Consider the following 25,916-nt stretch of genomic DNA (forward strand, 5'->3'; position numbering starts at 1 on the left):
CGCAGCCTCGCGGCTGCGCCTTTTCCCCTCCTGGCATGGATGCCGAGGTTTCTCGGAGCAACAAATGAAAGCCGTATTCCAAGTCGAATCCGCTAACGATAATAGCGTCAGCGCAATCGAAGTCGATATTCGCAATCTGGTCGTCGCAGGTTGGGCAGGCCGCGATCGCGCGGCCATCGAGCACCATATCGAAGAACTCGCCGCGATCGGCGTGCCGCGTCCCACCAGCGTACCGCTGTACTACCGCATCGCGGATAATCAATTGACGCAGACTGATCGTATTCAGGCGGTCGGCGACGCCTCGTCAGGCGAAGTCGAGACCTTTGTTTTTGCCCTGGATGGTGAGCTCTACGTCAGTATTGCCTCCGACCATACTGACCGCAAACTCGAGTCGCATAGTGTGGCGTTGTCCAAGCAGGTCTGCGCGAAACCGGTAGGGACGACGGCATGGCGTCTCTCTGATGTCGCCGAGTACTGGGATGAACTTGTGATTCGTTCCCGCATCATCGAGAACGGCGCTGAGGTCGTGTACCAAGAGGGCACACTGGATGCGTTGCGCACGCCTCAGGAGCTGATCGCCGGCTATACCGGTGGCTCAGGTTTGCCCGATGGCACCGGCATGACCTGTGGCACTGTAGGGGCTATCGGCGGCATTCGCGCGTCGACCACATTCATCATGGAACTGTTCGACCCGCGTCGCCAACGGTCGCTGCGTCATCGGTATGATGTAGAGGTATTGCCGGAGGTTGCTTGAGCATGAAATCCGCTTGATTGCATGGCCTGCACCATACAGGTGGGGCGGTACGCTGAACAGCGTCAACATGTAGACCATATCTGGATTTCATCACAGCACCCGGCACCAGATCATCATAGATGCGCCGCCCGGGCGGCCACGAGGACTTTATGCTTTCCACATTGCATGACACCGCTACGGCCTTGCAACAAGGCCGCCTGAGCGCCGTCGAGTTGACCGAAACTGCACTGGCGCGTGCTACCGATCCGGCAGGCGAGGGCGCTAGAGTATTTACGCGCATTTATGCCGAACAGGCCCGCGCAGCGGCGCAGGCCTCCGACACCCTGCGGGCCGCGGGCCTGTCGCGTTCTCCGATCGATGGGCTGCCGATTTCGATCAAGGACCTGTTTGATGTCGCCGGGGAAACGACGCTGGCGGGCTCTGTCGCTTTGCAGGGGGCTCCCGCTGCCGAGGAAAACGCGGTCGTGGTTCAGCGCTTGTTGGCTGCGGGGGCGGTCATCATTGGCCGTACGAACATGGTCGAATTCGCGTACTCAGGCTTAGGCGTCAATCCGCATTACGGTACGCCGCTCAATCCCTGGGACCGCGCTAGCGGCCGTATTCCGGGCGGTTCGTCCTCGGGGGCAGGCGTGTCCGTCGCAGATGGGATGGCCCTGGGTGCGATCGGTTCCGATACCGGCGGCTCGGTACGTATTCCCGCAGCCTTGTGTGGTCTGGCCGGCTTCAAGCCAAGCGCGTGGCGAGTGTCCATGGCTGGCGTGTTGCCTTTATCCGCCAATCTCGATTCCATCGGCCCGTTGGCGCCCACTGTCCGCTGTTGCGCGACTCTGGATGCGATCCTGGCGGGCGACGATATCGACAGCGCGATTCCATCCTGGCAACCCGCCGCTGTGCGTGGCCTGCGTCTGGCGGTGCCAACGACTTTGGCCTTGGATGGTATGGACGCCAGCGTCGCAGCCGCTTTTTCTGCGGCCATCAGCCGGCTATCCGCTGCCGGGGCGCTGGTCGATGAAATCGAGATTCCGGAGTTTGACCAGTTGGCGGCTATCAACGCCAAAGGCGGTTTTACTGCTGCCGAGGCTTGGGCCTGGCATCGTGATTTGATTGCTACTGCAGGCGACCGCTATGATCCGCGCGTGGTTTCACGCATCCGTCGAGGCGAAGGCATGTCCGCGGCCGACTATCTGGACTTGCTGGACGCGCGCGAGGCTTGGGTCGCGGCGGTTGATCACCGCATTGCAGGCTACGATGCCTTGATGATGCCGACCGTGCCTATCACCGCGCCGACCATCGCAGAGGTCACCGCCAGCGACGAGGTCTACTACGCCACAAATGGACTGATTCTGCGTAATCCCACATTGATCAATTTTCTCGATGGTTGTGCAGTATCGGTGCCGTGTCAGCCTGCGGACACCGCGCCCGTTGGGCTCATGATCGCGGGATCTAACGGCGCAGACACTCGAGTCCTGTCCATAGGGATGGCGATCGAAGACCTGTTGCGCTCGTAACGCAACGCCGGCCCTGCTCATTCGGATGCCGGCATTTTTAGAGAGATGGCGGCTCCTTTGCAATCAAGGGAGCGCCGCATAGAATCATGACCTACACTGCTGATACCCATCCTGCCTATCGTGCGCGTCTCGATGCGCGTGACGGCCTGCTGACTGGTCCCACCGCCAATATCGCGCCGGGCTACGTGCAAGCCAACCTGGCGATTTTGCCATCGAACCTGGCTGCGGATTTTCTGCGGTTCTGCCAACGCAATCCCAAGCCCTGTCCTTTGCTGGCGATGTCTGAGCCCGGCAGTCCGGCCTTGCCCGATCTGGGGCATGACATCGACATCCGCAGCGATGTGCCGCGCTATCGCGTCTGGCGCAATGGACAACTGGTTGATGAACCCATCGATGTCCGCGACATATGGCGTGATGACCTGGTGTCTTTTCTGATCGGCTGCTCGTTTTCGTTCGAAGAGGCCATGCTGGATAACGGCTTGCCTGTCCGTCACATCGAGCAGGGTTGCAACGTGCCGATGTATCGCACCTCGATTCCGACGGTGCCCGCGGGGCCTTTCCATGGACAGCTCGTCGTGTCCATGCGCCCACTCAAAGCCGCCGACGCGATCCGTGCCATCCAGGTGACTTCACGATTCCCCTCTGTACATGGCGCGCCTGTGCATTTCGGCGATCCTGCTGAAATTGGCATTATGGACATTAACCGCCCGGACTATGGCGACGCGGTCGAGATCCGCCCGGGCGAGGTGCCTGTGTTTTGGGCCTGCGGCGTTACCCCTCAATCGGTCGTTGCCGCGGTACAGCCGGAGTTCTGCATTACGCATGCGCCGGGGCACATGTTGATTACTGATCTGTTGAACAGCCGGATGGCAGTGCTGTGAATGCCTGGCCAGTTGCGGGCTGCCAATAGCATAGGGGCGAGGCCTATGCTATTGGCGTGGAGACCGTCAGAAGATGTGGCGGAATCCTACTGCGGCGCCTAGTTGGCTGCCGCTGCCTGCGATTTCGTCGCTGGCGGCGTCTTTGACTTTGTTGTAGTCAACGGTCACGTAGATTTGGGAGCGCTTGGACAGGGCATATTCGGCGACGCCGACCAGGGCGTAGCGCTTGCCTTTGTCGCCAGAAACGACGACGTTTTCGCTGCGGTCATAGTAGGCTGCACCGGTCAGGGCCCAACTGGGGGTGGCTTGCCAGGTGACGCCGGCGAAATAGCCGTTGTCCTTGCGGTCCAGGCCTGCGACGGGGTTGCCGCCCATGACGGCATTGACGAATCCGGTTTCGTCCCGGCCGTTGAAGTAGCCGGCAAAGACCTTGGCGGATTCGAACTGGTATGACGCGTTCAGGTTCCAGACGCGTTGGCGATAATCCGAGCTGGTTTCCGAATAGGTCTGCTGATAGGCGCCGCCCACTGCAAATTGGCCAAAGGTATAGCGCAGCGATGCGCCATATTGCGAGCCGACTTTGTGGTCGTCGTAGTCCTCGCCGTTGGCGTAGGAGAGCACCAGCGCCAGGTCGCCCAGCGTGTTGGCGTAGGTGAACATATTGCCCGTGCGCACGCGCGACATGGCTGCGGGCAACCAGGCGTTCTGATCGTAGTTGCCGACGGTCAGGGGATCGAAATGATCGGCCAGCAGGTTGAACATGGGCGTGTTCTGCAGGCCCAGCGTCAGGACACCGAGCGACCCGCCGTCCAGGCCGACGTAGGCCAGGCGGCTGAACGTCTTGTCTGGATCGGAGCCATTCCCGTTCTGCACATTGAAGCCATTCTCCAATCGGAAGAATGCTTTATTCCCGTTGCCGAGGTCCTCGACCCCGCGCAGGCCCCAACGGCTATTGGAGATGGCGCCGTTGGCCAGTCCGATGTGGCTGCCGTCGACCTGGCTGCTGCGATTCAGATATCGAATACTGACATCTGCAATCCCGTACAAGGTCACACTCGATTCGGCGGCGGCTGTTCCCGCAGCCAATCCACTCAGCGCCAGCAACGCCATAGCGGTTTTCTTCATTGTCTCGCTCCCTGAGATCCGACTCGTAGTCGGAATTAAATATGGCCGCCTCACAGCGGATAGATGTGAGACGACCGAGGAATCAGGTCGCAAGTCTATACCGAAAATCGGTCGGCCTGTCCTTTAGCGGGAGAGGGTTTGCCCGGGGGTCGCTTCGAGCGCCTTTAGTTCGCGGATGCGTCGCACTTGGTCGTCAAGTTCCCGCCGTATGTGCTCGACTTCTTCCGCGGGCGCTATACGTTCTATCGCTTGGCGCAGATCCGCTGTCAATTGGGCCAGGCGGTCGACTTCAGCGTTGGCCGCTGGCGGGCTGGCACGTCTTTGGTGGCGGCGCTTGAGGGCGTTGGCGACCCGGTCGCGCAGCGCTATGGCCGCCATCGCCCGCATGGGTTTTTTTAAAAACCGGGGCCATCCGATGACGGCTCCGGCGGCCAGCGCCGTGGTGGAGGCCCATCCGCTGGAGGTTTTTGTCTGATTGGCCACGCGCGCAAAGGCGTCCGCCAGCTCAGCTCTATCGCGCTCCATCTTCGCCAGCAAGGCGTCTTTTTCAGCTTGTGTGGTCGTCTTGGGCATAATGACTCCGGGCGGCGGCGGCATCGAGGCGCACCTGGTGGCTGAGTTCGGAAAAAAGCGCGTTTTTCGGCGCGTTGCGGGCGGCAATGGTCAGCGCGATGAGGGTAATCAGCAACCACGCGCCAGCCACCAACCACGCCACGAGCAGCCGATTATCCGTGTCCCAGAAACTCACGATGGTCGCTACCGATATAAAGGCTAGTGTACCGAGTGCGCAAAACAGCAGCGCCACGCTGCTGATCAATGTAGTGACCAAGGCCGAGCGGTATAGCGACAGCTCCATGCCGGCCAGTTCGAGATAGTCGCCGCTGCGTTCAATGACAAACTCGGCCAGATGGCGTATCCGTTTCAATCGTTCTGAAATCATGGCATCCCCTAGGTTTGGTGGACGTTGCGCTGCAAGTCGCATACCCGGGTAGGCTGCGTCCCATGAGCGAGATACTGCCCAGCCGGGATTTGATATGATTACTGGATAAACATCCAGTTTTTACCAAATGCTGCCCCCGCACCGCTACTACTATCTGCATAACTTTCAGCGTGCGCTGGAGGTCGTGGCCGATCGTTATGCCGATTTGCTCGATGAGGGCGAGCGGGCGTTTTTCGACGATTTTGACCGCTTGCCGCAGATGTCGCGCGCGCTATTCGTGCGCATGGCGATGAGACGGGGACCGTGGTTTCGTGCCAGCCGCCTGGCGTACGAAGAAATTCCCGATCTGCTTGCGGCCGCTGCGCCCTTGGCGGCGTTGGGCTGGCTCGACGCCCGGGCGCCGATGGCGTTGGATGAGCTATTCGATATCTGCACCTTGCCAGAGTTGCGTGGTTTGTTCCCGGCGTCTGTCATGGCAGGGCTGCGCAAGTCGGAATGGCTGGCCGTATTGCGCGAGCGGCATGATGAGGCCCGATCCTACGACCAGTGGTGCCCCGCGTCGCCCGAGCCGGCCTGGCGCTTTATGCTGGGAGATCATTGCGACCGGCTGCGCCTGATGTTTTTCGGTAATCTGCGGCAGGACTGGTCAGAGTTCGTGTTGGCCGATCTGGGGGTGTTCCGCTACGAATCCGTCGCGTTCGACCAGGCGTCGCGTGCATTCCAGACACGCGCCGATATCGACAGGTACCTGGCGCTGCATGCATGCCGCCAGGCGCTGGATACGAACCCTGAGATAGATGATCTGTTGGATGTCGTGCAGTCCTGCGCCAGCACGAACGCCTGGCTGGAGCAACGCCGCGCCAAGGTGCTCTTGCGCATCGGTCACGCCTGTGAGCGCGCGCGGCATTGGGATATGGCCTATCGCGTGTATGAGCAATGTGCTTATCCGGGGGCTCGTCACCGCCGTATTCGAATGCTCGAGCGCATGGAACGCCATGACGACGCGTTAGGACTGGCCCTGCATGCTCGGCAAGCCCCGGAAAGCGAGGCGGAAACCCAGGCTCTGGCGAGAATGCTGCCGCGCCTGCGGCGCAACGCCGGGCTGCCTGCGCTCGCGCGAGCTGCCATCGCGGCTCCGGTACGGCGCGATCTGGCGCTCTTGCGCCCCGTTGAACCGCAGTCTGTGGAGCTTGTCGCACGCGATCATCTGCACTGCGACGCTGCGCCGGTGTATTACGTCGAAAACACGTTGATCAACGCGTTATTTGGCTTGCTGTGTTGGCCAGCCGTTTTCGCGCCATTGCCAGGTGCCTTCTTTCATCCCTTTCAGCGCGAGCCTGCGGACTTGTCTGCGCCGGACTTTGTTTCACGCCGTGCTGATCTATTTGCCGCAGCACTGTCGCAGCTGGAATCGGGCGCTTACCGTGACACGATATGGAGGCACTACACCGAAAAAGCCGGCCTGCAATCGCCTTTTGTGTTCTGGGGAGCGTTATCCGAGCCGTTGTTGCGTCTGGCGTTGGACTGCCTGCCCGCGAATCATCTGAGGCTATTTTTCACGCGGATGCTGCAAGACATCACGCAAAACCGCACGGGCTTGCCCGACCTGATCCGGTTTGTGCCCGGCGAAGAGCGTTATGAACTGATCGAAATCAAGGGGCCAGGCGACAAATTGCAGGACAACCAGATTCGCTGGCTGCAATATTGCGCCGAGCATGGCATTGCGGCGCATGTGTGCCATGTGCAATGGCGCGAGGATGAGGCATGAGCAATTCTTCGGTCGCAACGCGCCCGTGGCATGTATTGACCGATGCAGCCTGCCGGTATGGGGCCCAGGCATGAGTTATTCGGTCGCAGTGCGTGCGCTGTGCGAATTCACCGCCAGGGCAGGGGATCTGGATCTGCGTTTCACGCCCGCGCCGACCGGCCCCGAAGGGGTAGCGGGGCATGCTGCGGTAGTGGATCGTCGCTGCGCGGCCTATGAGTCTGAAATTGCGTTGTCGGGGCAGTACCGCGACCTGTTCGTGCGCGGTCGCGCCGACGGATACGATCCGAGCACGAATCAACTCGAGGAGATCAAGACCTACCGAGGCGAACTGAGGAGTGTGCGCGACAACCATCGTGCACTGCATTGGGCGCAGGCATGCATCTACGGCCACTTGTTTTGCCAGGCGAGAGGCATTAGTCGCCTGCGCGTGGCTGTCGTGTATTTCAATGTGGCTACCGAAGAAGAAACGCTATTTCCTCGCGACTACGACGCGGCCGAACTCCAGGCCTTTTTCGAAGAGCAATGTGCGCGTTTTCAGGCGTGGGCGGCCGCCGAGCTCGCCCATCGCCAGGCGCGCGACCTCGCGTTGGCGCAAATGGATTTCCCGCTGGGTCAATTTCGCGCGGGACAGCGGGAGTTGGCGGTATCGGTATATCGTACGGCCCGTGATGGACGCTGTTTATTGGCGCAGGCATCCACGGGCATCGGCAAGACGCTAGGCACCTTGTTTCCGCTACTCAAGGCCGCACCCGATACGCGCATCGACAAGGTATTCTTCCTCGCGGCCAAGAACGCAGGCAAGGCGATAGCGCAACAGGCGTTGGACCGTCTCAACGAGTCGGCCGCTCAACCCGGATTGCGAGTGCTCGATCTGCAGGCGCGCGATAAGGTCTGCGTATACCCCGACAAGGCCTGTCATGGCGAGTCCTGTCCATTGGCCCGCGGCTTTTATGACCGTTTGCCCGAGGCTCGTGCCGCCGCGTTGACGCATACGCGGTTGGACGGATCAACCGTACGCACCGTCGCTGAGGAACACGGTGTATGTCCGTACTACCTGTCGCAAGAACTCGCGCGTTGGAGCGATGTAGTGCTCGGCGACTATAACTACTACTTCGATAGCAATGCGATTTTGTACGCGCTCGCTCAGGCTCATCAGTGGCGCGTAGCGGTGCTGGTGGACGAAGCGCACAATCTCGTGGACCGCGCGCGTCACATGTACAGCAGTACGCTGTCGCAACCTGCACTCAAGCGAGCACGCCAGGCTGCGCCCAAGGCGCTGCGTAAACCGCTGGATGGCTTGAATCGGGCATGGAATGCGTTAAACCGCAAACAGACCGCCGCGTATCAGCCCTACGACGCCGTCCCCGCTGGCGTGCTCGCCGCGGTACAGAAGGCCACAGCTGCCGTCGCGGAACACCTGGGACAGGCGCCCTTGGCCCAGGATGATCCCCTGTTGCTGTTCTATTTCGAGATGCTGAGCTTTGCCCGATTGGCAGAGCAATTCGGCCCGCACGCGCTGTTCGATGTCACGCGAGATCGGCCCGACGATCCCGCCGTCCAGACGGGTTCATCGACGCTTTGCGTTCGCAATGTCGTGCCCGCGCCGCACTTGGCGTCGCGTTACGCGGCGGCGCACGCAACGGTATTGTTTTCCGCCACACTCAATCCGCAACAGTATTACCGGGACACGCTCGGTCTGCCGGACAGTACCGCCTGGATCGAGGTAGCCGCGCCTTTCCAGCCGGAACAATTGGCCGTGCATGTCGCGGGCAACGTTTCTACCCGCTATCGGGACCGCAAACAGTCATTGCGTCCCATCGTCGACCTGATCGCGACACAATATGCTGAACGCCCAGGCAACTATTTGAGTTTTTTGAGCAGCTTCGAATACCTGGAGCAGGTGGCCGATCTGTTGAGCCAATGCCATCCGCACGTCCCGCTCTGGAAACAAACGCGTGCCATGAACGAAGCCAGCCGGGAGGAATTTTTGGCCCGGTTCACCGAAACGGGCTCTGGCGTCGGGTTTGCCGTGCTGGGCGGCGCATTTTCAGAGGCTGTCGATTTGCCGGGCAAACGGCTGATCGGCGCTTTTATCGCGACACTGGGTCTGCCTCAGGTCAATCCAATCAACGAGCAGATGAAGGCCGCCATGGAAAAACTCTATGGCGGCGGCCAGGGATATGACTACGCCTACTTGTACCCCGGGCTGCAAAAGGTCGTACAGGCCGCTGGCCGCGTGATCCGCAGCGAGCACGATAGTGGCACGGTTTATCTCATCGACGATCGCTATCGCAGGGCGAAGGTGCAGGCGTTATTGCCTGGATGGTGGCAAATCCCTGTCGCACAGGGGCGGGGCGAACGTCGTGAGTAAGCTGCCGGGAAACCCCGCCATCAAGACTCAATAACAGGCATGTCCTAACAGGCACGTCCTAACAGGCATGTCCCAATAAAATTGGCGCCGTCTACCTGTTGCAGACGGCGCCAACTGAACCCACGCGTGTCGATCGTCAGTCCGACATCACAGCTTCATATGCTGCGGCAACCAAGTAGCTATCCCCGGCACTACATACAACGACAGCACCGCCAACGTCATCAAACAGAACATCGGCAGCGACGCCTTGGCAATATAGGGCAGCTCTCGCCCCGTCATCCCCGACAGCACAAAAAGATTGAACCCGACTGGCGGCGTAATCTGCGCCATCTCGACGACAAACACGACAAAAACACCAAACCAGATCAGATCGATTCCAGCCGCCTGCACCGTCGGCAACAGCACCCCCATCGTGAGCACGACGATGGAAATGCCATCCAGAAAGCAACCCAACACGATGAAAAAGACCATCAGCGCCATGATCAATCCGAACTGCGACAGTCCCAGTCCGCCGATCCATTCGGCCAGCGCACGCGGCAGGCCGATATAGCCCATGGACAGCGTCAGGAACTGTGCGCCGGCCAGGATCAATGCGATCATGCAATACAGCCGGGTCGCGCCCATCAGCGATTGCCAAAAGCTGGTTTTGTTCAGCGTCCCCTGTAGTGCCGACAGAATCAACGCGCCCACCACACCAATCGCTGCAGCCTCCGTCGCTGTTGCGACCCCCGCGTAAATTGATCCCAGCACCGCTGCGATCAGCAGCAACACGGGAATCAAATGACGAGATTGATAGAGTTTTTGCCGCAACGTCATGTGCTCGTCCGAGGCGGGCACTTCCTTAGGATTGCGTATGGCCCACCAGGCGATATAGCCCATGAACAGCGCAGCCAGCATGATGCCTGGCACAATGCCTGCGATGAAGAGGCGGGCGATCGAGACATCTGCCGCCACGCCATAGACGATCATGATGATCGAGGGAGGAATCAGCAGCCCCAGTGTGCCCGCACCGGATAGTGTGCCGAGCACCTTGCTCTCGGGATAGCCACGCCGTTTCAACTCGGGGATCGTCATCTTGCCGACCGTCGCGCAAGTTGCGGCCGATGAACCCGATACCGCGGCAAAGATCGCGCAGCCGATCACGTTGGTGTGCAACAGACGGCCAGGCAGGCGATTCAGCCAGGGCGCGAGCCCCTTGAATAGATCCTCTGACAATCGCGTGCGGAACAGGATTTCGCCCATCCACAGAAACAAGGGCAGCGCCGTCAACGTCCAACTCGAGGCTGCGCCCCAGATGGTGACTGCCATTGCATCGCCGGCAGGCCGGCTGGAAAAAATCTCCATGCCGATCCAGGCCGTGCCTGCCAATGTCAGACCTACCCAGACTCCGCAGCCCAGCAGTGCGAAAATAGAGACGACTAATAGGGTAATGACCAGGACTTCATTCATGGGTTTGCTGTGACGTAGGAGCAGGCAGACCGTGCAAGCGGCGGATCAATTCGTCGACCAGCGACACCAGGAACAACACGGTCCCGACAGCCATGCTGATCTGGGGTATCCACAATGGCGTGGCATCGTTGGACGTGGATACATCGTTATAGGTATGCGAGTCCAGCATCAGCTTGATACTGAAGAACGCAAAAGAGGCCGCGAGGAGGGTGCCTGCACACAGCGCAAAAATATCCAGGCGCCGGCTGCCGCGCGCTGCCAGCGAATTCAGCAACAGCGTGACGCGAATGTGTTCACCGTGTTTGAACGTACTGGCTAATGCCAAAAAACCGGCACCGGCCATGAAATAGCCCGCATAGGCGTCCATGCCAGCTACATGCCAATCGATCTGGCGGCCAATGATGGAAATCAGTACTGAAATCAGCACACCTATCATGCACAGGCCGGCCAAGAGGCCGGCCGCGCCGTACAGAGTATCGAGTAAACGGCGCATGGGGATTACATCTTGCGATAGGCTTCGATGATGGCCTTGCCGTCATCGCCGGCACGATCCTCCCATTCCTTGATCATGACTTCGCCGACCTTGTTCAGGCCTGCTTTGAGCTCAGGTGTGGGTTGCACAATAGCCATGCCGTTCTTGGTGAGCTCTTTTTTGTACCACTCGCCTTTTTCCTCGGCGAGCTTCCAGCCGCGCTCTTCGGCTTGAGCGCCGGCTTTTTTCAGCGCCTCCTGGGTTGCCGGATCCAATGCGTCAAAGGCTTTCTTGTTCACCAGGATCGCGTTCTTGGGCAGCCAAGCCTGAGTGTCGTACCATTTTTTGATGTACTCGTAGGTCTTGGTGTCATAGCCGGTCGAGGCCGACGACATATACGAGTCGATCACGCCCGTAGCCATCGCCTGGGACAGCTCGGCAGCCTGGACCGTGACGGGTTGAGCGCCGACCAGTTCCGCGATCTTGGCAGTGACAGGGCTATAGGCGCGCCATTTCAGGCCTTTCAGATCGTCGACGGTTTTCAGGTCACGGTTGGTGAAAATGCCTTGCGGGGGCCAGGCAACCGTAAACAACAGCGTCATGCCTTGCGAGGCCAGTTTCTTTTCCAGATACGGTTTTTGCGTCTGATAAAGTTTGTACGAGGCGTCATAGCCCGTTGCCAGGAAGGGCAAGCCGTCCAGGGCATAAATCGGATCTTCGTTGGCGTAGTTGGTCAGCAGGATTTCGCCAATCTGAGCCTGGTTGCCTTGAACGGCGCGCTTGATCTCGGGCGCCTTATAGAGCGACGCGTTATTGTGGATCGTGATTTTCAGCTTGCCGCCGGAGAGCGACTCCACGTCTTTGGCAAACGTATTCAGGTTTTCGACATGGAAATTGCTGGCAGGATAGGCGCTGGGCAGATCCCACGTGGTTTGAGCCATAGCGCTGGCGCTGAAAGCCAGCACAAAGCTGCCAGCCAGCAAGGGGAGGGTCTTTTTCATCAGAGAGATCCTTCTTCGCATAGAGAGGGCGATGAGCCCGGCGTATCACAGAAACACTGCGAGCAAGCATTGCGGTGCCATAAGCGTTGCAATTCTACGGGGCCAAGAACGCCGATTGCCCCAGGAAACCCCTACATAGGGGAAAGTCCTAGGGTCGTGCTGTGTCAAAATTTACATTTTGGAGGTCCCAGCTTTCATGTCTCTCGAACAGGAACCCGTCGCCAACGGGGTGGAATACCGATTGCTGAATCACGCAGACGTCGCAGCCTTCCGTGTACTGCGCGCGCAGATGCTCGCAGACTCGCCCGAATCGTTCATGAGCAGCCTGGAGGATGAGGCTGTATTGTCAGAGGCGGATTGGTCTGCCCGGGTTGGCCCCAACGACGGCGCCTTGATCATCGGCGCATTTGTCGCAGGCGAGCTCAAAGGCAGTGCGGGCGTATTCAGGCATCGGGGCAAAAAGGCCATGCACAAGGCCACAATATGGGGCGTGTATGTGCATCCTGATCTGAGGGGAAAAGGGGCAGCCAGGGCGTTGATGACGGCGGCTATCGCCCACACCCGCAAACTGCCGGGGATTCGGCAAATCACATTGAACGTGACAGCGTCCAACGCGGCGGCGTTTCAGCTCTATTCAAGCCTGGGCTTTCAACTGTGTGGCGAAGAACCTGATTCGCTATGCATCGATGGCAAACTTTACGCGGACAAACATATGTTCTTGAGACTCGTGGATACCGCGACTGCGCCGGCGCCGTTTCAACGTCAAGCGTAGTGCAACGCGTGCAGCCTTCGTCCCTATTGCAAGACATACTGCGCACGGTGAGGCGCCGATATCGGCTGCCCGCGATGCCGGCGGCGTCGTCTCGCACGCAAAGTGAGAATCCATCGACAGCGCTCGCCATCGTGCTGGAACAGGTTCGAGTCTTGCTGGAGGCTGGCGATACGCCGGACGATGCCCTGAAACGCCGGTTCTTCGATGCTCTTGATCGTTTGATTCGAGAGGCGGTGCAGCCAACGCGCGGAGACACCGCTTTTCAGGCCATGGTCTTGCGTCATCAAACCGCTGCGGTGCGCGAGTATGCCTCGCTCGCTGCCCACGCAAATCAGGATCGGCGTGAAGTCCATGCAGCGGTCAATACCGTCGCTCATCCGACGAAACTGCAACGCATGCCCACAGGGGCGCTGCGTGCGGCGCTGACGCAATTGCAGGCCTTTGCGGCCGCGGAAGACTGGCATGCGCTGTGTGTCTGTGCGGAACAAGTCCTGCCTCTGGCACAGGCCGAAGCCGATTCGGCAGTCACACGCGGCATGGACCGGTTGTCTGGCAGCCCGGCGCTGGGACGGTTGCGACGTCTGTCGGTGTTGGTATCCGACCCGCTGGTGCAGCGCTACCGCTCGCTATGGGACCAGCAGGGACCTCGTGCAGGCAGTGCCGTGGCGATGGAACAAGGCGCTGCGTCGCAGCAGCGCGGCGCGGCAGTCGAAGCTCGCGCGGCGCAGGCGCTAGAGGTGTTGGCTCAACGGCTGAACGCGCAAGCGGAGAACAAAATCCCCTATCGCGTCGTGACGTCGATGCGTGCCTCGCCGTCGCTGCCCGGGAATGCCGACTATGCCAAGAGTGAGTGGGATGCCGTGCTGTTGCAGCAGACTCCTTCGGATGGCGATACGCCGACGTTTGACGTCTGTTTGCTGATTGAGGCAAAAGCCTCCGTCGATGCAGCGACTACCGATTTGCCTCGCCTGTTGCGAGGCCTGCGGCTGTTGGCCAGTGCGCAGGCCGAAACAACGTATGCGTTTGACACTCATCAAGGACGTGTGCAATTGCGCGGCTCGTCGCTAAAGCGATTCGCCGCTGAGGATACCCATGTGGCAGGCAGTGTTCTTTATTGCTGCGATGCCGTGGCTGATGCCTATCCGAAATTGCTCAGTACCGCCACGCGTATGCAACTCTTGTCCGCACCTGGCAGCGTGGCATATGCCAGCAGTTTGGCAGGTGCAGCCCCAGGCGATAGGCAGAGCCTGGCGTCCGTCTGGGAACAGTTGTTGACATCCGCCCGGTGGGACACGGTGCGACGTCAATATCCACTGTTACGCCAAGTCCGCGACCTGATGGTACATGTCGATGATCTGTTTATGGCGGTAAACGGCCAGTCCGGGTCTGACGCGGCCTGATCGGCCATGCCAGGCACGCCAGGGGCAGGCTGGGTAAATGGCATCCGATCTACATCCGGGGCGATACGTCACGGCGTCTCGCCCCGGCCTCATCAGCCTTGACCCATCTCGGGATCCGAGACCGAGTCTTTGCCGTTTTCCACATGACCGGCAAAGCGGCGCGACCAGACTTTGGAGTCGCCCGCGTTCACGACAAAGTCATACCAATTGCCGCTGTCACCCAGCGCCCAGCTGAGTTCGCCGATTTTTCCGGCCTCGACCTGGCTCGTCCACGGACCGTCCTGGCGATAGCCTTGCGCGGTCACGCTAAAGGTGACTGCGCTGCTGCTACGGTTATACAGCTTGACCTGGACCTCTGCGGGCTCGCACGATTGATAGCAGACCTGGATTTCCAATCCCGATGTTGCCGTATCGCGCAGATCGCCGATGAACTCGCGATGGTAGCCGTTGGGTCCCAGTATCCAGAAATGGTATCGGCCATTGTCCACGCTGACGTCGATCGCGTCATCGAGTTCCTTGCCGGCTTCGACCATATAGCGGCGCGGAATCTGGCTCAGGTGCAGTTTGTCGTACACGTGAAAGACCGCACCGGCCTGGCCGCTATTGGCAAACGCCAACGTAACGGTTCCTTTGCTGGCGTCGGGCCTGGCTGTGGTGTGCAACTCGTACGGCAGCGCACGCGAAGGCCTTGTACCGGTTTCCTGGTGCGGCAAGGCAGGATCCACCGGCACTGGAATCGCCGCGGCGGATTCCTGTTGAGCGACCAGTTCGGCCGCTGCCTCTTTCGTCGTGCTGCCGCCCAGCGTCGCCAGCGCTTCGCCGTTCGGATTGGCGAAATTGAACGCCGTCGTCAGGTCGCCGCATATCGCGCGGCGATAGGCGCTGATGTTGGGCTCTTGTACGCCGAATCGTTTTTCCAGAAACAACAGCGTCGACGTGTGATCGAACACCTGGGAATTCACCCAGCCGCCACGGCTCCAGGGAGACACCACCCACATCGGCACGCGCGGACCCGGACCAAAAGGTTTGCCGTCCTGTGCCGGATGTGACGACGAGGCAGGAGCGTAGTTGTAGTATTCGAAAGCCATCTCCTCGTCGCTCAGCGTCGTCTTACCGGCCAAGGAGTCGTCATCACGCACCGACGGGGCAGACGGCGGCGGCAGATGATCGAAAAACCCGTCGTTCTCGTCGTAGTTGATCAGCAAGACGGTGCTGGCCCACACCTCGGGATTCGAGGTCAATGCATCGAGGACCTCTTGCATGTACCACCCGCCTTGGGCAGGGCTGGAGGGGCCGGGATGTTCGCTGTACGTCGACGGAGGAATGACCCATGACACCGCAGGCAACGTGCCGTTTTTCACATCGTCTCGCAGGCTCTGCAGCAGGCCGTCGGGCATGGTGTTGCCAAAGCCCTTGGCCAGCGGACTGAGGGCATCGTCGATGGCGGGATCGTAGGCCGGTGAAATGGCGGGCAACGCTACGGGGCGGCGGTCGGCGGGCATGGCCTCCATGGCCTCGCGCCAATGGCGGAACGTCATGAGCTGGTTGCAGCCGAAATTATCGTCCAGGCTTTGGTAGACCTTCCAGCTGACGCCGGCTTGTTCCAGGCGGTCGGCGTACGTGGTCCATGTCCAGCCTTCGGTCGATGGTCCTACATCGTTGCCGCCGTTGTACTGGTTGATGATGGCTGCATAGTTGTCGCCCGACGGGCCGTTCGTGCCGGTCCAGTAGAACAGACGATTCGGGATCGTGCCTGTATGCATGGAACAGTGATACGCATCGCATAGCGTAAAGGCATCGGCCAGCGCGCGATGAAACGGGACTTCGGCGTTTTCCATATAGGCCATGGACAGCGGCTGTTTGGCGACAGGCCACCGGTTCATGCGACCATGGTCCCAAGCTGCCTGCGCGTCGAGCCAGGTATGCGGTGTGCCGCCCGCACGCTGTGCATTGCCCTTGCTGCCGTCCAGGTGATAGGGCGTTTCCGTATTGCCGTTGGCGTCTGTTTGATAAAGCACGTGGCTGCCGTTGGCCAATGGGATCGGATGGCGATCGCCAAACCCGCGCACGCCGCGAAACGTCCCGAAATGGCTATCGAACGAACGGTTTTCCAACATCAGCAGCACCACGTGCTTGACGTCTTGCAAGGTGCCTGTGGCGGAGTTCGCCTCGATGGCCAACGCGCGCCGGATGGACAACGGCAAGGTAGAGAGGGCAGTCAATGCTGCGGTGGTGCCTAGCGAAGCACGCAGAAACCCGCGCTTGGAGGGATCAAATGACATGTTGGGTATGTACGTATCGTGGATGAGAGAGGGGTTCAGGGCGCGGGCGCGCAATGGACGTCGGCGGTGCACTCGGTGGTGCCGCCGCCCGGAGGAGGAGGCGTCGTCTCGTCATCGTCCGAGTCGCTATTGCTGCAAGCCGCCAGCAAGACGGCCAACGACAGGCTCAGTGCCCATGCCAGCTTGCGCGTATAGGGCCGTCCCTCAGTGTTACTTCGCATCATCGTTTCGTATCGCCTGGAAAGAATGTGCGTGCCCGCGGTGATCAGGCGAGAGTGCGCACGTTGATAAGCCAGCTCAAAAACAGGGTCGGATTGCAACCGTCAGGGGCGGAAGTCTAGGCCTGAAAAAAGGCATTTTTTTGACAGCGATGCATTGTTGTATTGCAGATTTTGCAGATTGGGTCGAGTGCTGTCTCGGCGCTGTCATAGACCAGGCTCCGCCTCCTATGAAGGACGAGGAGGGCGACGATCCAAGGCGATGGATTCGCTTAAGGCTTGGAAAGATGTTTTACAGAAGTCGAGTCTCAACGACAGCAGCACGACTTTTACGGTGTACGACGGCCTCAACGTTGTAGGAGGCATAGGGATAGTCTGATTTTCCTGTGATGGGTTTTCTTAGATATCTAAGTCCATTCGGGATCCGGTTTGGATGGCATGAGACCCCTTAAAAATAGCGAGAAATTGAGATTTCGCCACCGATAATCCGACGCGATTTATACGTGGTTTTTTCAAACGGCCGGCATTTCATCTCGGCATTGATCGTGGCCAAATCTCTAGCATGATTTCTTCTTAGACGTAGGAATCGTCCTTTTTTTTCTTGCTGAGATATCAAATTGCCAAGGAGGACATTCTCTTCGAGTCCGTTTTTTTTGTTTATAGGCTTTTGAAAAATAAAGAAAAAATAAAGGGCCTTCAATTCGGCCAAGAGCGCGGCATAACTTCATTTTTCCTATTGCTGAAATTTCGTTTCTCAATTCGGTGTGGCTAAATTTCGCGAAATTTTTTCGACAGAAGAAATTTTGAATCACCACAATCCTTGAACTGAGGAGGGCAAGGGGACACGTCCCTTGTCATCTTCGCATTGACATCTCGATCAGGATACATGCCTTGTCGGGAGAGAAAGAGAATAAATGAATAAGGTCTTTAAGCTGATTTGGAATCGCAGTCTGCACTGCTGGGTAGTGGCGTCAGAGCTGACGAAAAGTCGAGGCAAAAATTCTTCCGTAATTGCCTCCTGTATGTTGGTGGGTTCGTTGCTCCTGCCGAATCTGGCGCATTCGCACGTTGATATTCGGCCCACGCTTTCCAATACGACACCGATGATTGAGGCTCCATCCTCATCCGTTTTGAAAAACGAAACAGTGCCCATTTCGATGCCGTTGAAGGTGACTGCGACGGATACGAATCAATTGCCTTCGGATAGGCTCGATAGTGCAGGCCATGCCCCAATCGAAAAGCCCGAGTCTGGGGTGGCCGTGCGTAGGTCCCGTCCTATGCATGAGGTTCTGGCTTCAGGCGCCACGGGGACTGTTGAGCGCTGGGCGTCGAAGGCAGATGAGATACTGCATACGCGTGTGGATGATCTGGTGGGTACGGGTGCAGCGAAGAACAAAGAACGTTCGTCAGAAAGCAGCCAAGACGAACGTAATGCGCCTGATCACTCCGCCACGAGTGGAAAGAATCCCTCGTCCATGGCGCCCTTTGTGTCCATGGTGCCCACTATTTTTCGTGACGACGCTACGCCTAATGTCCCCGGCGCGAGTGTAGAAGAAACCTCGACGAAGGCCATCCGTGTTATTGATGGTGATACGTCCGGTCGGTCCGCTATGACTGCTGGGGATACCTCGTCGAAGGCGTCCGCCGTTGATGGTGGCGGTGATACGCCCGATCTATCCACTCCGGTTGTTGAGGATACCTCGTCGAAGGCGTCCGCCGTTGATGGTGGCGGTGATACGCCCGATCTATCCACTCCGGTTGTTGGGGATACCTCATCGAAGGCGTCCGCCGTTGATGGTGGCGGTGATGCGCCCGATCTATCCACTCCGGTTGTTGGGGATACCTCGTCGAAGGCGTCCGCCGTTGATGGTGGCGGTGATGCGCCCGATCTATCCACTCCGGTTGTTGAGGATACCTCGTCGACGGCACCGGTTGTTGTCCACGAAGAAGAAGAGTCGAGTGAAGAAAAAAATTCGAACGATTCGTCCAGTGAGCAGAGCGAAATCAACGTCGAAAATTCCAGTGCCGCGTCCGCCCTCGCCGTGACTCCGTTGCCTGCGGAGACGGGCGTGATTGTGCTCGAACCGAAGGCAGGCTCGTACAACAGCAACGCCTGGGCAGCCAACACGATGTTCCGGATGAACCTGAACGATCGCTTGGGCAGCTATTTTCAGGGCGAAGGCCATCCGCATCAGGGCAGTGCCTGGATCCGGTACAGCGGTTCGCACAGCGCCCTGAAAGACGAGTCTGGGCAGTTGCGTACCAAAGGTGACAAGAATACGGTCATGATGGGTATCGACATGCTGGTGGATTCGACCAATGATCGCGATCAGGTGACGCTCGGTGTGATGGGCGGGTATGGCCACTATGATGGCAAAACCAGTTCGAGCTTGGCCGGTTTTGGCAGCAAGGGCAAAGTCGATGGCTATGGTCTGGGCCTGTATGGGACCTATCAGCAGAATGCCGAAACCCAGCAGGGCGTGTACGTGGACAGCTGGCTGCTGTGGAACCAGTTCGATAACCACGTCAAGGGTAACGATCTGCCGGGCGAGAAATACAAGTCAAAAGGTATGACCGCGTCGCTGGAGTTAGGCTACAACGCCAAGATCGCCGAGCACAATAACGTGAAGTACGTGCTGCAGCCACATGCGCAGTTGATCTATCAACATGTGCGCTCGGATAATTTCACCGATGGCAATGGTACCCGGATCGAGTTTCTGAATGGGTCGCGCATGCAGACCAGTGTGGGACTGCGCGCCGCTGCGCATGTTCCTACGGGACTGACGTCTATCATCACGCCTCACATCGAGGCCAACTGGCTGCATACCACCAAGGGCTACGGTGTTCGCATGAACAATGCCGATGCCAAGATGAACAGCGGGCGCGATGCCGGCCAGTTGAAATTGGGCGTGGAAGGCAACCTCAATCAGCGCCTCTCGCTCAATGTCGAGGTGTTCCATAACCAGGGAACTGCGGGTTATCACGAGACCGGCGGCAACCTGATGGCGAAGTATCGCTATTGATCCACGCGATAGGGCATTACATCCGAGCCGCGTAGTCAGCCGTCAAGATCATCGTTGATCTTGACGGCTTTTTTGCGCAGTGAAGTACACCACAATGCCAGGACGGTCAGTGTCGGCTCGATTCATCATTTGATGGCGAGGCTTTGTGCCGCCGTCGCTTTCCGATCGTAAACCTTCAGGGCGACGTGGGCATCGTCCAGGGTAAATACCGCAGTTGCCAGGGTGTTTTCCTCATCGGGATCGTCCGCTGCGCCGCGCAGGATGGGCAGGTTTCCTTCTTTGTCGTGCAAGGCGGCGACGATGTCGCTTTCTGTGATGTCTTCGTGCCAGCTGTCCAACAGGCTTTCGATGCGGCTTTGACGTGCGCGGGATGAGTCAGTGACGATCTGGGCAACGTCTTTGGTTGCCGCATGCACGAGGTGATTCGCATGTCCATATCGACGCTGGACAGGCTCGATGGAGCATAGGCCAGGCATAGCCTCTACGCTGAACAATCGATCGTCGCCCGCTGCGCCCAAGGTGTGATGAAACGCGCCCGCACGTGGCGTGTCGTGCAAGCGTGTGATCGCCTGATCCAGGGTCGTGCAGTCCAGCACGGCGCGCGCCAAAAACATGCGCGGTACACCGGCACGCCGGGTGCGCGTACGCAGATTATTGATGGTCTGAACAATCCCCGCGCGATTGGCAGCAAAGGTATGCCCCGGTAATGACCCCGGGTAATAGAAACTGACATAACCTGGCGCATCGTCCGGCTGCACGTCGACCACATGGCAACGCCCATAAAGGTAGGGATCGCCGTCCTCGTTGTGGCCGATCCATCGAGCGCCATCGGGGCCGTGTATCGCCACAGAGGTGCAGCCGTCAGTCGTCTGATGCAACAGGTCGCCACGACAGTTCCACAGCAGCAAATCCTCTGCGGGCATTTGCACGCCCTCGACCATGCCTTCGAACTCTTGCCAGAGTTCGGGCAGATTGCGCTGGATGTGTGCGGCGAGCTCCTGCAGATAGGCGTGACCGCGCCAGGGACGTAATGCTCGCCACGTCGTGCTTTGATCCAGATAGACCGACATCAGCGGGCGGGCGAGCTTTCCTAAAGCGAAGCCGACTTGGCGGCGAGTGCCTGTGATGCGTACAGGTTTGAACGGCATGAGTCGTCTCCGGCGTAGAGCGTCATCGAGGAACTGATTACACCCATAGGATACTTTCCGCTAGGTCTCCACGATATTTCCAGTCACGTTACATTTTGGGGTCGGATTGGGAATTGGCGTCGTCCCTTATACGCTCATGGGGACGCATGAGTTAAGATGGATTACAGGCATGCAGCTACCCGTTGCAATGTGTTTATTGGCCTATCTGGGTTTCCCAGAGGCCGGTTGTCTCTACAGGAGCAGATCGATGATGAAACGCAAATTTGCCGCCGTGCTGATGGGGTTGAGCCTGATCGGCGCAGTGTCCACCGCCGCGGCCCAGGATAAAGAGTTGATCGTTGCCACGGATACGGCGTTTATTCCGTTTGAGTTCAAGCAGGGTAGTACCTACACCGGTTTTGACATCGATCTCTGGGCGGCCATCGCCAAAGAGCTCAACCTGAAATACAAGCTGCAACCCATGGATTTCAACGGGATCATTCCCGGTTTGCAGACGAAAAATATCGACGCAGCGCTGGCGGGGATCACGATACGAGATGATCGGAAACAGGTCATCGATTTCTCGGATCCGTATTACGAGAGCGGCCTGGCCATTCTGGTGGCTGAGAACAATACCGACATCAAGGCCGCCTCCGACCTGGCGGGCAAAAGTGTCGCAGTGAAGACTGGCACCGCTACTGTCGATTTTATGAAAAAAGAGGTACCGGACGCCAAGCTGCGGCTGTTCCCGAACATTGACAACGCGTATCTCGAGTTGGCGACCGGCCGTGTCGATGCCGCCGTGCACGATACGCCGAACGTGCAGTACTACGCCAATACAGCGGGCAAGGGCCGAGTCAAAGTCGCCGGCACGGTCAAGAGCGGCGATTTCTACGGGATCGCTTTCCCCAAGGGCAGCGATCTGACGGCCAAGGTCAATCAGGCCCTGGCCACGCTGAAATCCAACGGTCAATACGACCAGATCTATACCAAGTGGTTTGGTAAAAAACCCTGAATAGTTGGTTGAGCAGGCTGGGCGCGGGCGTGACCGCTCGCACCCGCACAGCAAACGACGTGCGGCGCCAGACTGGCCCGCGCCATCACAACGAAGGGGAAGGCCGTGCAATTCGACTGGTCTGTCATCTGGGCTGCCTTGCCCAATTTGCTCGACGGTACGCTGATGACCGTCAAAATCACGTTCTGGGGGCTGGTGGGGGGCTTTGTGCTCGGGGCACTGGCTGGCGTCGCGCGAGCGTACGGGCCCGCGATTCTCTCGGGCATTGCCCAGATTTACGTGTCGATCATTCGCGGTACGCCGATCGTCGTGCAGGTGATGTTCATCTACTTTGCCTTGCCGTTGATGATCCCGGGGTTGCGCGTAGACGCTATCTGGGCGGCGATCGCCACGTTGATTATCAACTCGGGCGCTTATATCGCCGAGATCGTGCGCGGCTCGCTGCTGTCGGTGCACAAAGGCCTGAAAGAGGCCGGCCAGGCCATGGGCCTGCCGTTTCACAAGATTCTGCTGCACATCATCGGGCCGGTGGCGTTTCGCCGCATGATTCCCCCGTTGGGCAATCAATGCATCATCAGCTTGAAAGACTCATCGCTGTTTATCGTGATCGGCGTGGCCGAACTGACGCGCCAGGGTCAGGAAATCATGGCCAGTAATTTTCGGGCCGTCGAGATCTGGTCCGCAGTGGCGATCATCTATCTGATTCTGACTGGAGCGCTGGCCTTGGCGCTGCGCTTGGTCGAAAAAAGGATGCGCATCTTATGAGCATGGTCGAATTTCACGATGTCATCAAACGCTTTGGCGATTCTGTTGTACTGAACGGCATTACGCTGAATATTGATGCGGGAGAGGTGGTGGTCGTGGTCGGGCCCTCGGGCTCAGGAAAATCCACGTTCCTGCGCTGCATCAACGTGTTGGAAACGATCGAGGGCGGTGACTTGCTCGTCGATGGCCTGAGCGTGAAAGGACCCTCCGCACAGGTCCGCGAGATCCGGCGCGAGGCGGGGATGGTGTTCCAGCAGTTCAATCTGTTCCCTCAGATGTCGGCGCTGGATAACGTCATGTTTGGGCCGATTCATACGCGAGGGGTGCCGCGCCGCGAGGCGCGCGCGCAGGCCGAGGAGCTGTTGCGCAAGGTTGGCCTGGGCGAGCGGATGAATCACTATCCATCGGAACTGTCAGGCGGGCAGCAACAACGCGTGGCCATTGCGCGCGCGCTGGCGATCAAACCCAAACTCATGCTGTTTGATGAGCCGACCTCGGCGCTGGACCCGGAACTGCGGCACGAGGTGCTCAAAGTCATGCGAGACTTGGCCGAAGAAGGGATGACGATGGTGGTGGTGACGCACGAGATGGAATTCGCGCGTAAAGTCGGCAGCCGATTGATTTTCATCGACGGCGGCAAGGTTGCCCATGACGGACCGCCGGCGGAACTATTGTCCAGTCCGCCAAGCCAGCGCTTGAAAGACTTTTTGCAGCACGTGGCTTGACGCGATGTCCCTCAGTTTTTGACCCGAACGATTTTTTGAACCTGCGGCACATGCCGTATCGAACGAATGACCTGAGCCAGGTGCTTGCGGCTGTCGACTTGGATCGTCAGATGCAGCGAGACCGTTGAGATGGCATCATCGTGCATGGTGATTTGTACGATGTTGGCATCGGCGGCGGTGACCTCGGCGGCGAGCCGGCCCAGGACTCCACGTTCATTGCGTGTAATGACGTCCAGGCGTGTAGACAGGTGCTTGGCGGTATGTGTGTCCCATGCGACGTTGACCCAGCGATCGGGTTCGCGGGCCCGTAGACGCGTCGCGGTAGGGCAATCGGCCGTGTGTACGACCAGGCCTTGACCCAGACGCAGGCCTGCGACGATGGGGTCACCGGGCAATGGGCCGCAGCAGGAGGCCAGTTGTACCGCCTGACCCTCGTTGCCCTGGATCAGAATGGGGGCGCTGCGCGCGGATGTGATCTCGTCGACGGCGGCGGCCGTCGTGGCGACCAACTGGTGTTCGGGCGCAAAGCGTCGTGCGACGACGGCAGCCAGCCGCTTGCCCAGACCGATATCGGCCAGGATCTCGTCGCGAGAGCTCGCGCCCGTGCTGCGTGCGAGTTTCTGCCACGCCGGGTCGTCCTGCGCAGGCAGGTTCAGATGCAGCTCTTGCAGGGCTTGTTCCAGCAGCCGCTCGCCAAAGGCGACCGATTCCTCGTATTTGACCGTACGCAGATAGTGGCGGATTTCGGAGCGGGCGCGTCCGGTGCGCACGTAGTTCAGCCATTGCGCATTAGGACGCGAAGCAGGCGAGGTGATGATCTCGACCACGTCGCCGCTGCTGAGCTCGGTGCGCAGCGGCACGAACTCGTTGTTGACCTTGGTCGCCACCGCCTGGTTGCCGATGTCGGTGTGGATCGCATAGGCGAAATCTACCGGTGTGGCGCCGCGCGGCAAGGAAATGATCTTGCCTCGAGGGGTGAATACGTAGACCGCATCCGGGAACAGGTCGACTTTGACATGCTCGAGGAATTCGCCGGAATCGCCCGTCTGGCTCTGGATGTCCAGCAGCGATTGCAGCCATTGGTGGGTGCGCTTTTGCAGATCGTTCAGCGTGACATCGGATCCCTTGTAGAGCCAGTGCGATGCGACGCCTGCCTCGGCAATGTGATGCATGTCCCGCGTGCGGAACTGGAATTCGACGGGGGTGCCATAGGGACCCACCAGCGTCGTGTGCAGGGATTGATATCCGTTGACCTTGGGGATGGCGATGTAGTCTTTGAACTTGCCGGGTACCGGACGATACAGCTGGTGCAGCGTGCCCAAGGCCAGATAGCATTCCGGCAGTGTGTGCACGATGACGCGGAATCCGTAGATGTCCAGCACCTCGGAGAAAGACTTTTTCTGTTCGACCATCTTGGTGTAGATGCCGAACAGGGTTTTTTCACGGCCGGAGACCTCGGCCTCTATGCCGGCGGCGGGCAGGGCGGCACGTACCGCGTCGCTGATCTTGCCTATGACCTCGCGCCGGTTGCCGCGTGCAGCCAGTACGGCCTTGTACAGTACCTGATAGCGATTGGGGTACATGGCCGCAAAGCACAGGTCCTGCAGTTCGCGGAACAGCACGTTCAAGCCCAGACGATGCGCGATCGGCGCATAGATGTCCAGCGTCTCGCGAGCGATGCGGCGGCGCTTTTCTGGGTTGACGGCATCCAGCGTGCGCATATTGTGCAGGCGATCGGCCAGCTTGATCAGAATGACACGCACATCGCGCGCCATGGCCAGCAGCATTTTGCGAAAGCTCTCGGCCTGCTGCTGGGCCTTGGTCGCGAAATCCAGGCGATCGAGCTTGGACAGGCCGTCGACCAATTCGGCGACCTGCACACCGAATTTTTCGGCGAGCTCTTGCTTTGGAATGCCTTGGTCTTCGATGACGTCGTGCAGCAGGGCTGCCGACAGCGCGTTCGCATCGAGTTTCCAGGCCGCGCAGATTTCTGTGACGGCGATCGGATGCGAGATGTAGGGCGCACCGCTTGCGCGGAATTGACCCAGATGCGCCTGGTCGGCGAAGCGATAGGCTTCGCGCACCCGCTCGACGTCTTTTTTGTCGAGATAACTGCTGATGATCTCGGTCAGCGGTGCGAGCGAGGCGACAGGAGAGGCGGGAGTATCTGAAAGCGTGCCGTTAGCGGTCGTGCTCGAAAGCTCGACAGGCGAGTTTTTTTTGTCGGAACGGCGTCCGAGCCGAGATCCTGCTCGCAAGGCAGCAAGCAGGCCCGTAGAAGCGTACTTCAGCCGGGGAAAAGCCATGTTGCCGCCCCCTG

21 protein-coding genes and 1 pseudogene are annotated in these 25,916 nt (G+C 59.1%); 12 read left to right on the forward strand and 10 right to left on the reverse strand.

What is annotated here, in order from left to right; all coding sequences use genetic code 11:
• Positions 1-64 precede the first annotated feature (64 nt).
• From ACNA0I_RS04480 to ACNA0I_RS04490, 3 genes are all read left to right on the forward strand, one after another.
• Positions 65-754 carry a DUF2848 domain-containing protein gene (locus tag ACNA0I_RS04480; protein ID WP_415804864.1) on the forward strand — a complete coding sequence of 230 codons (690 nt, stop codon included), beginning with the start codon at positions 65-67 and terminating at the stop codon, positions 752-754.
• 149 nt (positions 755-903) lie between these two features.
• Entirely contained in the window at positions 904-2,262 is a 1,359-nt protein-coding gene (locus tag ACNA0I_RS04485; RefSeq protein WP_415804865.1) for an amidase, read from the forward strand.
• Between the two features lie 86 nt (positions 2,263-2,348).
• On the forward strand, positions 2,349-3,143 hold the full coding sequence (locus ACNA0I_RS04490) for a putative hydro-lyase (protein WP_415804866.1): 795 nt from the start codon (positions 2,349-2,351) through the stop codon (positions 3,141-3,143).
• 66 nt (positions 3,144-3,209) lie between these two features.
• Here ACNA0I_RS04490 and ACNA0I_RS04495 read toward each other — a convergent pair whose 3' ends face one another.
• From ACNA0I_RS04495 to ACNA0I_RS04505, 3 genes are all read right to left on the reverse strand, one after another.
• A complete protein-coding gene (locus ACNA0I_RS04495) occupies positions 3,210-4,268 on the reverse strand; it encodes a porin (protein WP_415804867.1) in 1,059 nt (352 codons plus the stop codon).
• A gap of 123 nt (positions 4,269-4,391) precedes the next feature.
• Complete coding sequence (locus ACNA0I_RS04500) at positions 4,392-4,841, reverse strand: hypothetical protein (RefSeq protein WP_415804868.1); 450 nt, start codon at positions 4,839-4,841, stop codon at positions 4,392-4,394.
• Positions 4,816-5,208: a phage holin family protein gene (locus ACNA0I_RS04505; protein WP_415804869.1), complete on the reverse strand. Its 393-nt coding sequence runs from the start codon at positions 5,206-5,208 to the stop codon at positions 4,816-4,818. The genes ACNA0I_RS04500 and ACNA0I_RS04505 overlap by 26 nt, the downstream gene beginning before the upstream one ends.
• 127 nt (positions 5,209-5,335) lie before the next feature.
• Between ACNA0I_RS04505 and ACNA0I_RS04510 the strand changes: the two genes are divergently transcribed.
• Together ACNA0I_RS04510 and ACNA0I_RS04515 are read left to right on the forward strand one after the other, a co-directional pair.
• Positions 5,336-6,976, forward strand: a complete 1,641-nt coding sequence (locus ACNA0I_RS04510) for a VRR-NUC domain-containing protein (protein WP_415804870.1) — start codon at positions 5,336-5,338, stop codon at positions 6,974-6,976.
• Between the two features lie 70 nt (positions 6,977-7,046).
• The gene (locus ACNA0I_RS04515; protein WP_415804871.1) at positions 7,047-9,347 is read left to right on the forward strand and encodes an ATP-dependent DNA helicase; all 2,301 of its coding nucleotides are present in this window, start codon (positions 7,047-7,049) and stop codon (positions 9,345-9,347) included.
• A gap of 147 nt (positions 9,348-9,494) precedes the next feature.
• Here ACNA0I_RS04515 and ACNA0I_RS04520 read toward each other — a convergent pair whose 3' ends face one another.
• The 3 genes from ACNA0I_RS04520 to ACNA0I_RS04530 are packed head-to-tail and all read right to left on the reverse strand — an operon-like array spanning position 9,495 to position 12,269.
• Positions 9,495-10,796 carry a TRAP transporter large permease gene (locus ACNA0I_RS04520; RefSeq protein WP_415804872.1) on the reverse strand — a complete coding sequence of 434 codons (1,302 nt, stop codon included), beginning with the start codon at positions 10,794-10,796 and terminating at the stop codon, positions 9,495-9,497.
• Positions 10,789-11,289 (reverse strand): TRAP transporter small permease, encoded by a 501-nt coding sequence (locus ACNA0I_RS04525; RefSeq protein ID WP_415804873.1) that lies wholly within the window; start codon positions 11,287-11,289, stop codon positions 10,789-10,791. Before ACNA0I_RS04525 ends, ACNA0I_RS04520 begins: the two co-directional genes overlap by 8 nt.
• A gap of 5 nt (positions 11,290-11,294) precedes the next feature.
• Positions 11,295-12,269 (reverse strand): TRAP transporter substrate-binding protein, encoded by a 975-nt coding sequence (locus ACNA0I_RS04530; protein ID WP_415804874.1) that lies wholly within the window; start codon positions 12,267-12,269, stop codon positions 11,295-11,297.
• A gap of 196 nt (positions 12,270-12,465) precedes the next feature.
• Between ACNA0I_RS04530 and ACNA0I_RS04535 the strand changes: the two genes are divergently transcribed.
• Positions 12,466-13,041 (forward strand): GNAT family N-acetyltransferase, encoded by a 576-nt coding sequence (locus ACNA0I_RS04535; protein ID WP_415804875.1) that lies wholly within the window; start codon positions 12,466-12,468, stop codon positions 13,039-13,041.
• Between the two features lie 74 nt (positions 13,042-13,115).
• The gene (locus ACNA0I_RS04540; RefSeq protein ID WP_415805267.1) at positions 13,116-14,441 is read left to right on the forward strand and encodes a 3-deoxy-D-arabino-heptulosonate 7-phosphate synthase; all 1,326 of its coding nucleotides are present in this window, start codon (positions 13,116-13,118) and stop codon (positions 14,439-14,441) included.
• A gap of 92 nt (positions 14,442-14,533) precedes the next feature.
• On the opposite strand, the gene ACNA0I_RS04545 is transcribed toward ACNA0I_RS04540, so the two are convergent.
• On the reverse strand, positions 14,534-16,723 hold the full coding sequence (locus tag ACNA0I_RS04545; RefSeq protein ID WP_415804876.1) for a phosphocholine-specific phospholipase C: 2,190 nt from the start codon (positions 16,721-16,723) through the stop codon (positions 14,534-14,536).
• A 35-nt stretch (positions 16,724-16,758) separates the two neighbouring features.
• Positions 16,759-16,947: a hypothetical protein gene (locus tag ACNA0I_RS04550; protein WP_415804877.1), complete on the reverse strand. Its 189-nt coding sequence runs from the start codon at positions 16,945-16,947 to the stop codon at positions 16,759-16,761.
• Positions 16,948-17,855: 908 nt separating this feature from the next.
• Here ACNA0I_RS04550 and ACNA0I_RS04555 point away from each other — a divergent pair.
• Together ACNA0I_RS04555 and ACNA0I_RS04560 are read left to right on the forward strand one after the other, a co-directional pair.
• A pseudogene (locus ACNA0I_RS04555) lies at positions 17,856-17,978 on the forward strand (ESPR domain-containing protein); the annotation flags it as partial.
• Positions 17,979-18,416: 438 nt separating this feature from the next.
• Complete coding sequence (locus tag ACNA0I_RS04560; protein ID WP_415805268.1) at positions 18,417-19,964, forward strand: autotransporter outer membrane beta-barrel domain-containing protein; 1,548 nt, start codon at positions 18,417-18,419, stop codon at positions 19,962-19,964.
• Between the two features lie 125 nt (positions 19,965-20,089).
• On the opposite strand, the gene ACNA0I_RS04565 is transcribed toward ACNA0I_RS04560, so the two are convergent.
• Positions 20,090-21,112 carry a C45 family autoproteolytic acyltransferase/hydolase gene (locus tag ACNA0I_RS04565; RefSeq protein WP_415804878.1) on the reverse strand — a complete coding sequence of 341 codons (1,023 nt, stop codon included), beginning with the start codon at positions 21,110-21,112 and terminating at the stop codon, positions 20,090-20,092.
• Positions 21,113-21,359: 247 nt separating this feature from the next.
• Between ACNA0I_RS04565 and glnH the strand changes: the two genes are divergently transcribed.
• The 3 genes from glnH to glnQ all read left to right on the forward strand — a co-directional run bounded on the left by glnH (position 21,360) and on the right by glnQ (position 23,596).
• Positions 21,360-22,106, forward strand: a complete 747-nt coding sequence (gene glnH / locus ACNA0I_RS04570; RefSeq protein ID WP_415804879.1) for a glutamine ABC transporter substrate-binding protein GlnH — start codon at positions 21,360-21,362, stop codon at positions 22,104-22,106.
• 105 nt (positions 22,107-22,211) lie between these two features.
• On the forward strand, positions 22,212-22,871 hold the full coding sequence (gene glnP / locus ACNA0I_RS04575) for a glutamine ABC transporter permease GlnP (RefSeq protein ID WP_415804880.1): 660 nt from the start codon (positions 22,212-22,214) through the stop codon (positions 22,869-22,871).
• Positions 22,868-23,596 carry a glutamine ABC transporter ATP-binding protein GlnQ gene (glnQ, locus tag ACNA0I_RS04580; RefSeq protein ID WP_415804881.1) on the forward strand — a complete coding sequence of 243 codons (729 nt, stop codon included), beginning with the start codon at positions 22,868-22,870 and terminating at the stop codon, positions 23,594-23,596. Before glnP ends, glnQ begins: the two co-directional genes overlap by 4 nt.
• An 11-nt stretch (positions 23,597-23,607) precedes the next feature.
• Here the strand turns inward: glnQ and ACNA0I_RS04585 are convergent, their stop codons facing one another.
• Positions 23,608-25,902, reverse strand: a complete 2,295-nt coding sequence (locus ACNA0I_RS04585; protein ID WP_415804882.1) for a RelA/SpoT family protein — start codon at positions 25,900-25,902, stop codon at positions 23,608-23,610.
• Positions 25,903-25,916 lie beyond the last annotated feature (14 nt).

The sequence above is a fragment of the Bordetella muralis genome, from assembly GCF_965139205.1.
Taxonomy (GTDB): Bacteria; Pseudomonadota; Gammaproteobacteria; order Burkholderiales; family Burkholderiaceae_B; genus Bordetella_A; species Bordetella_A muralis.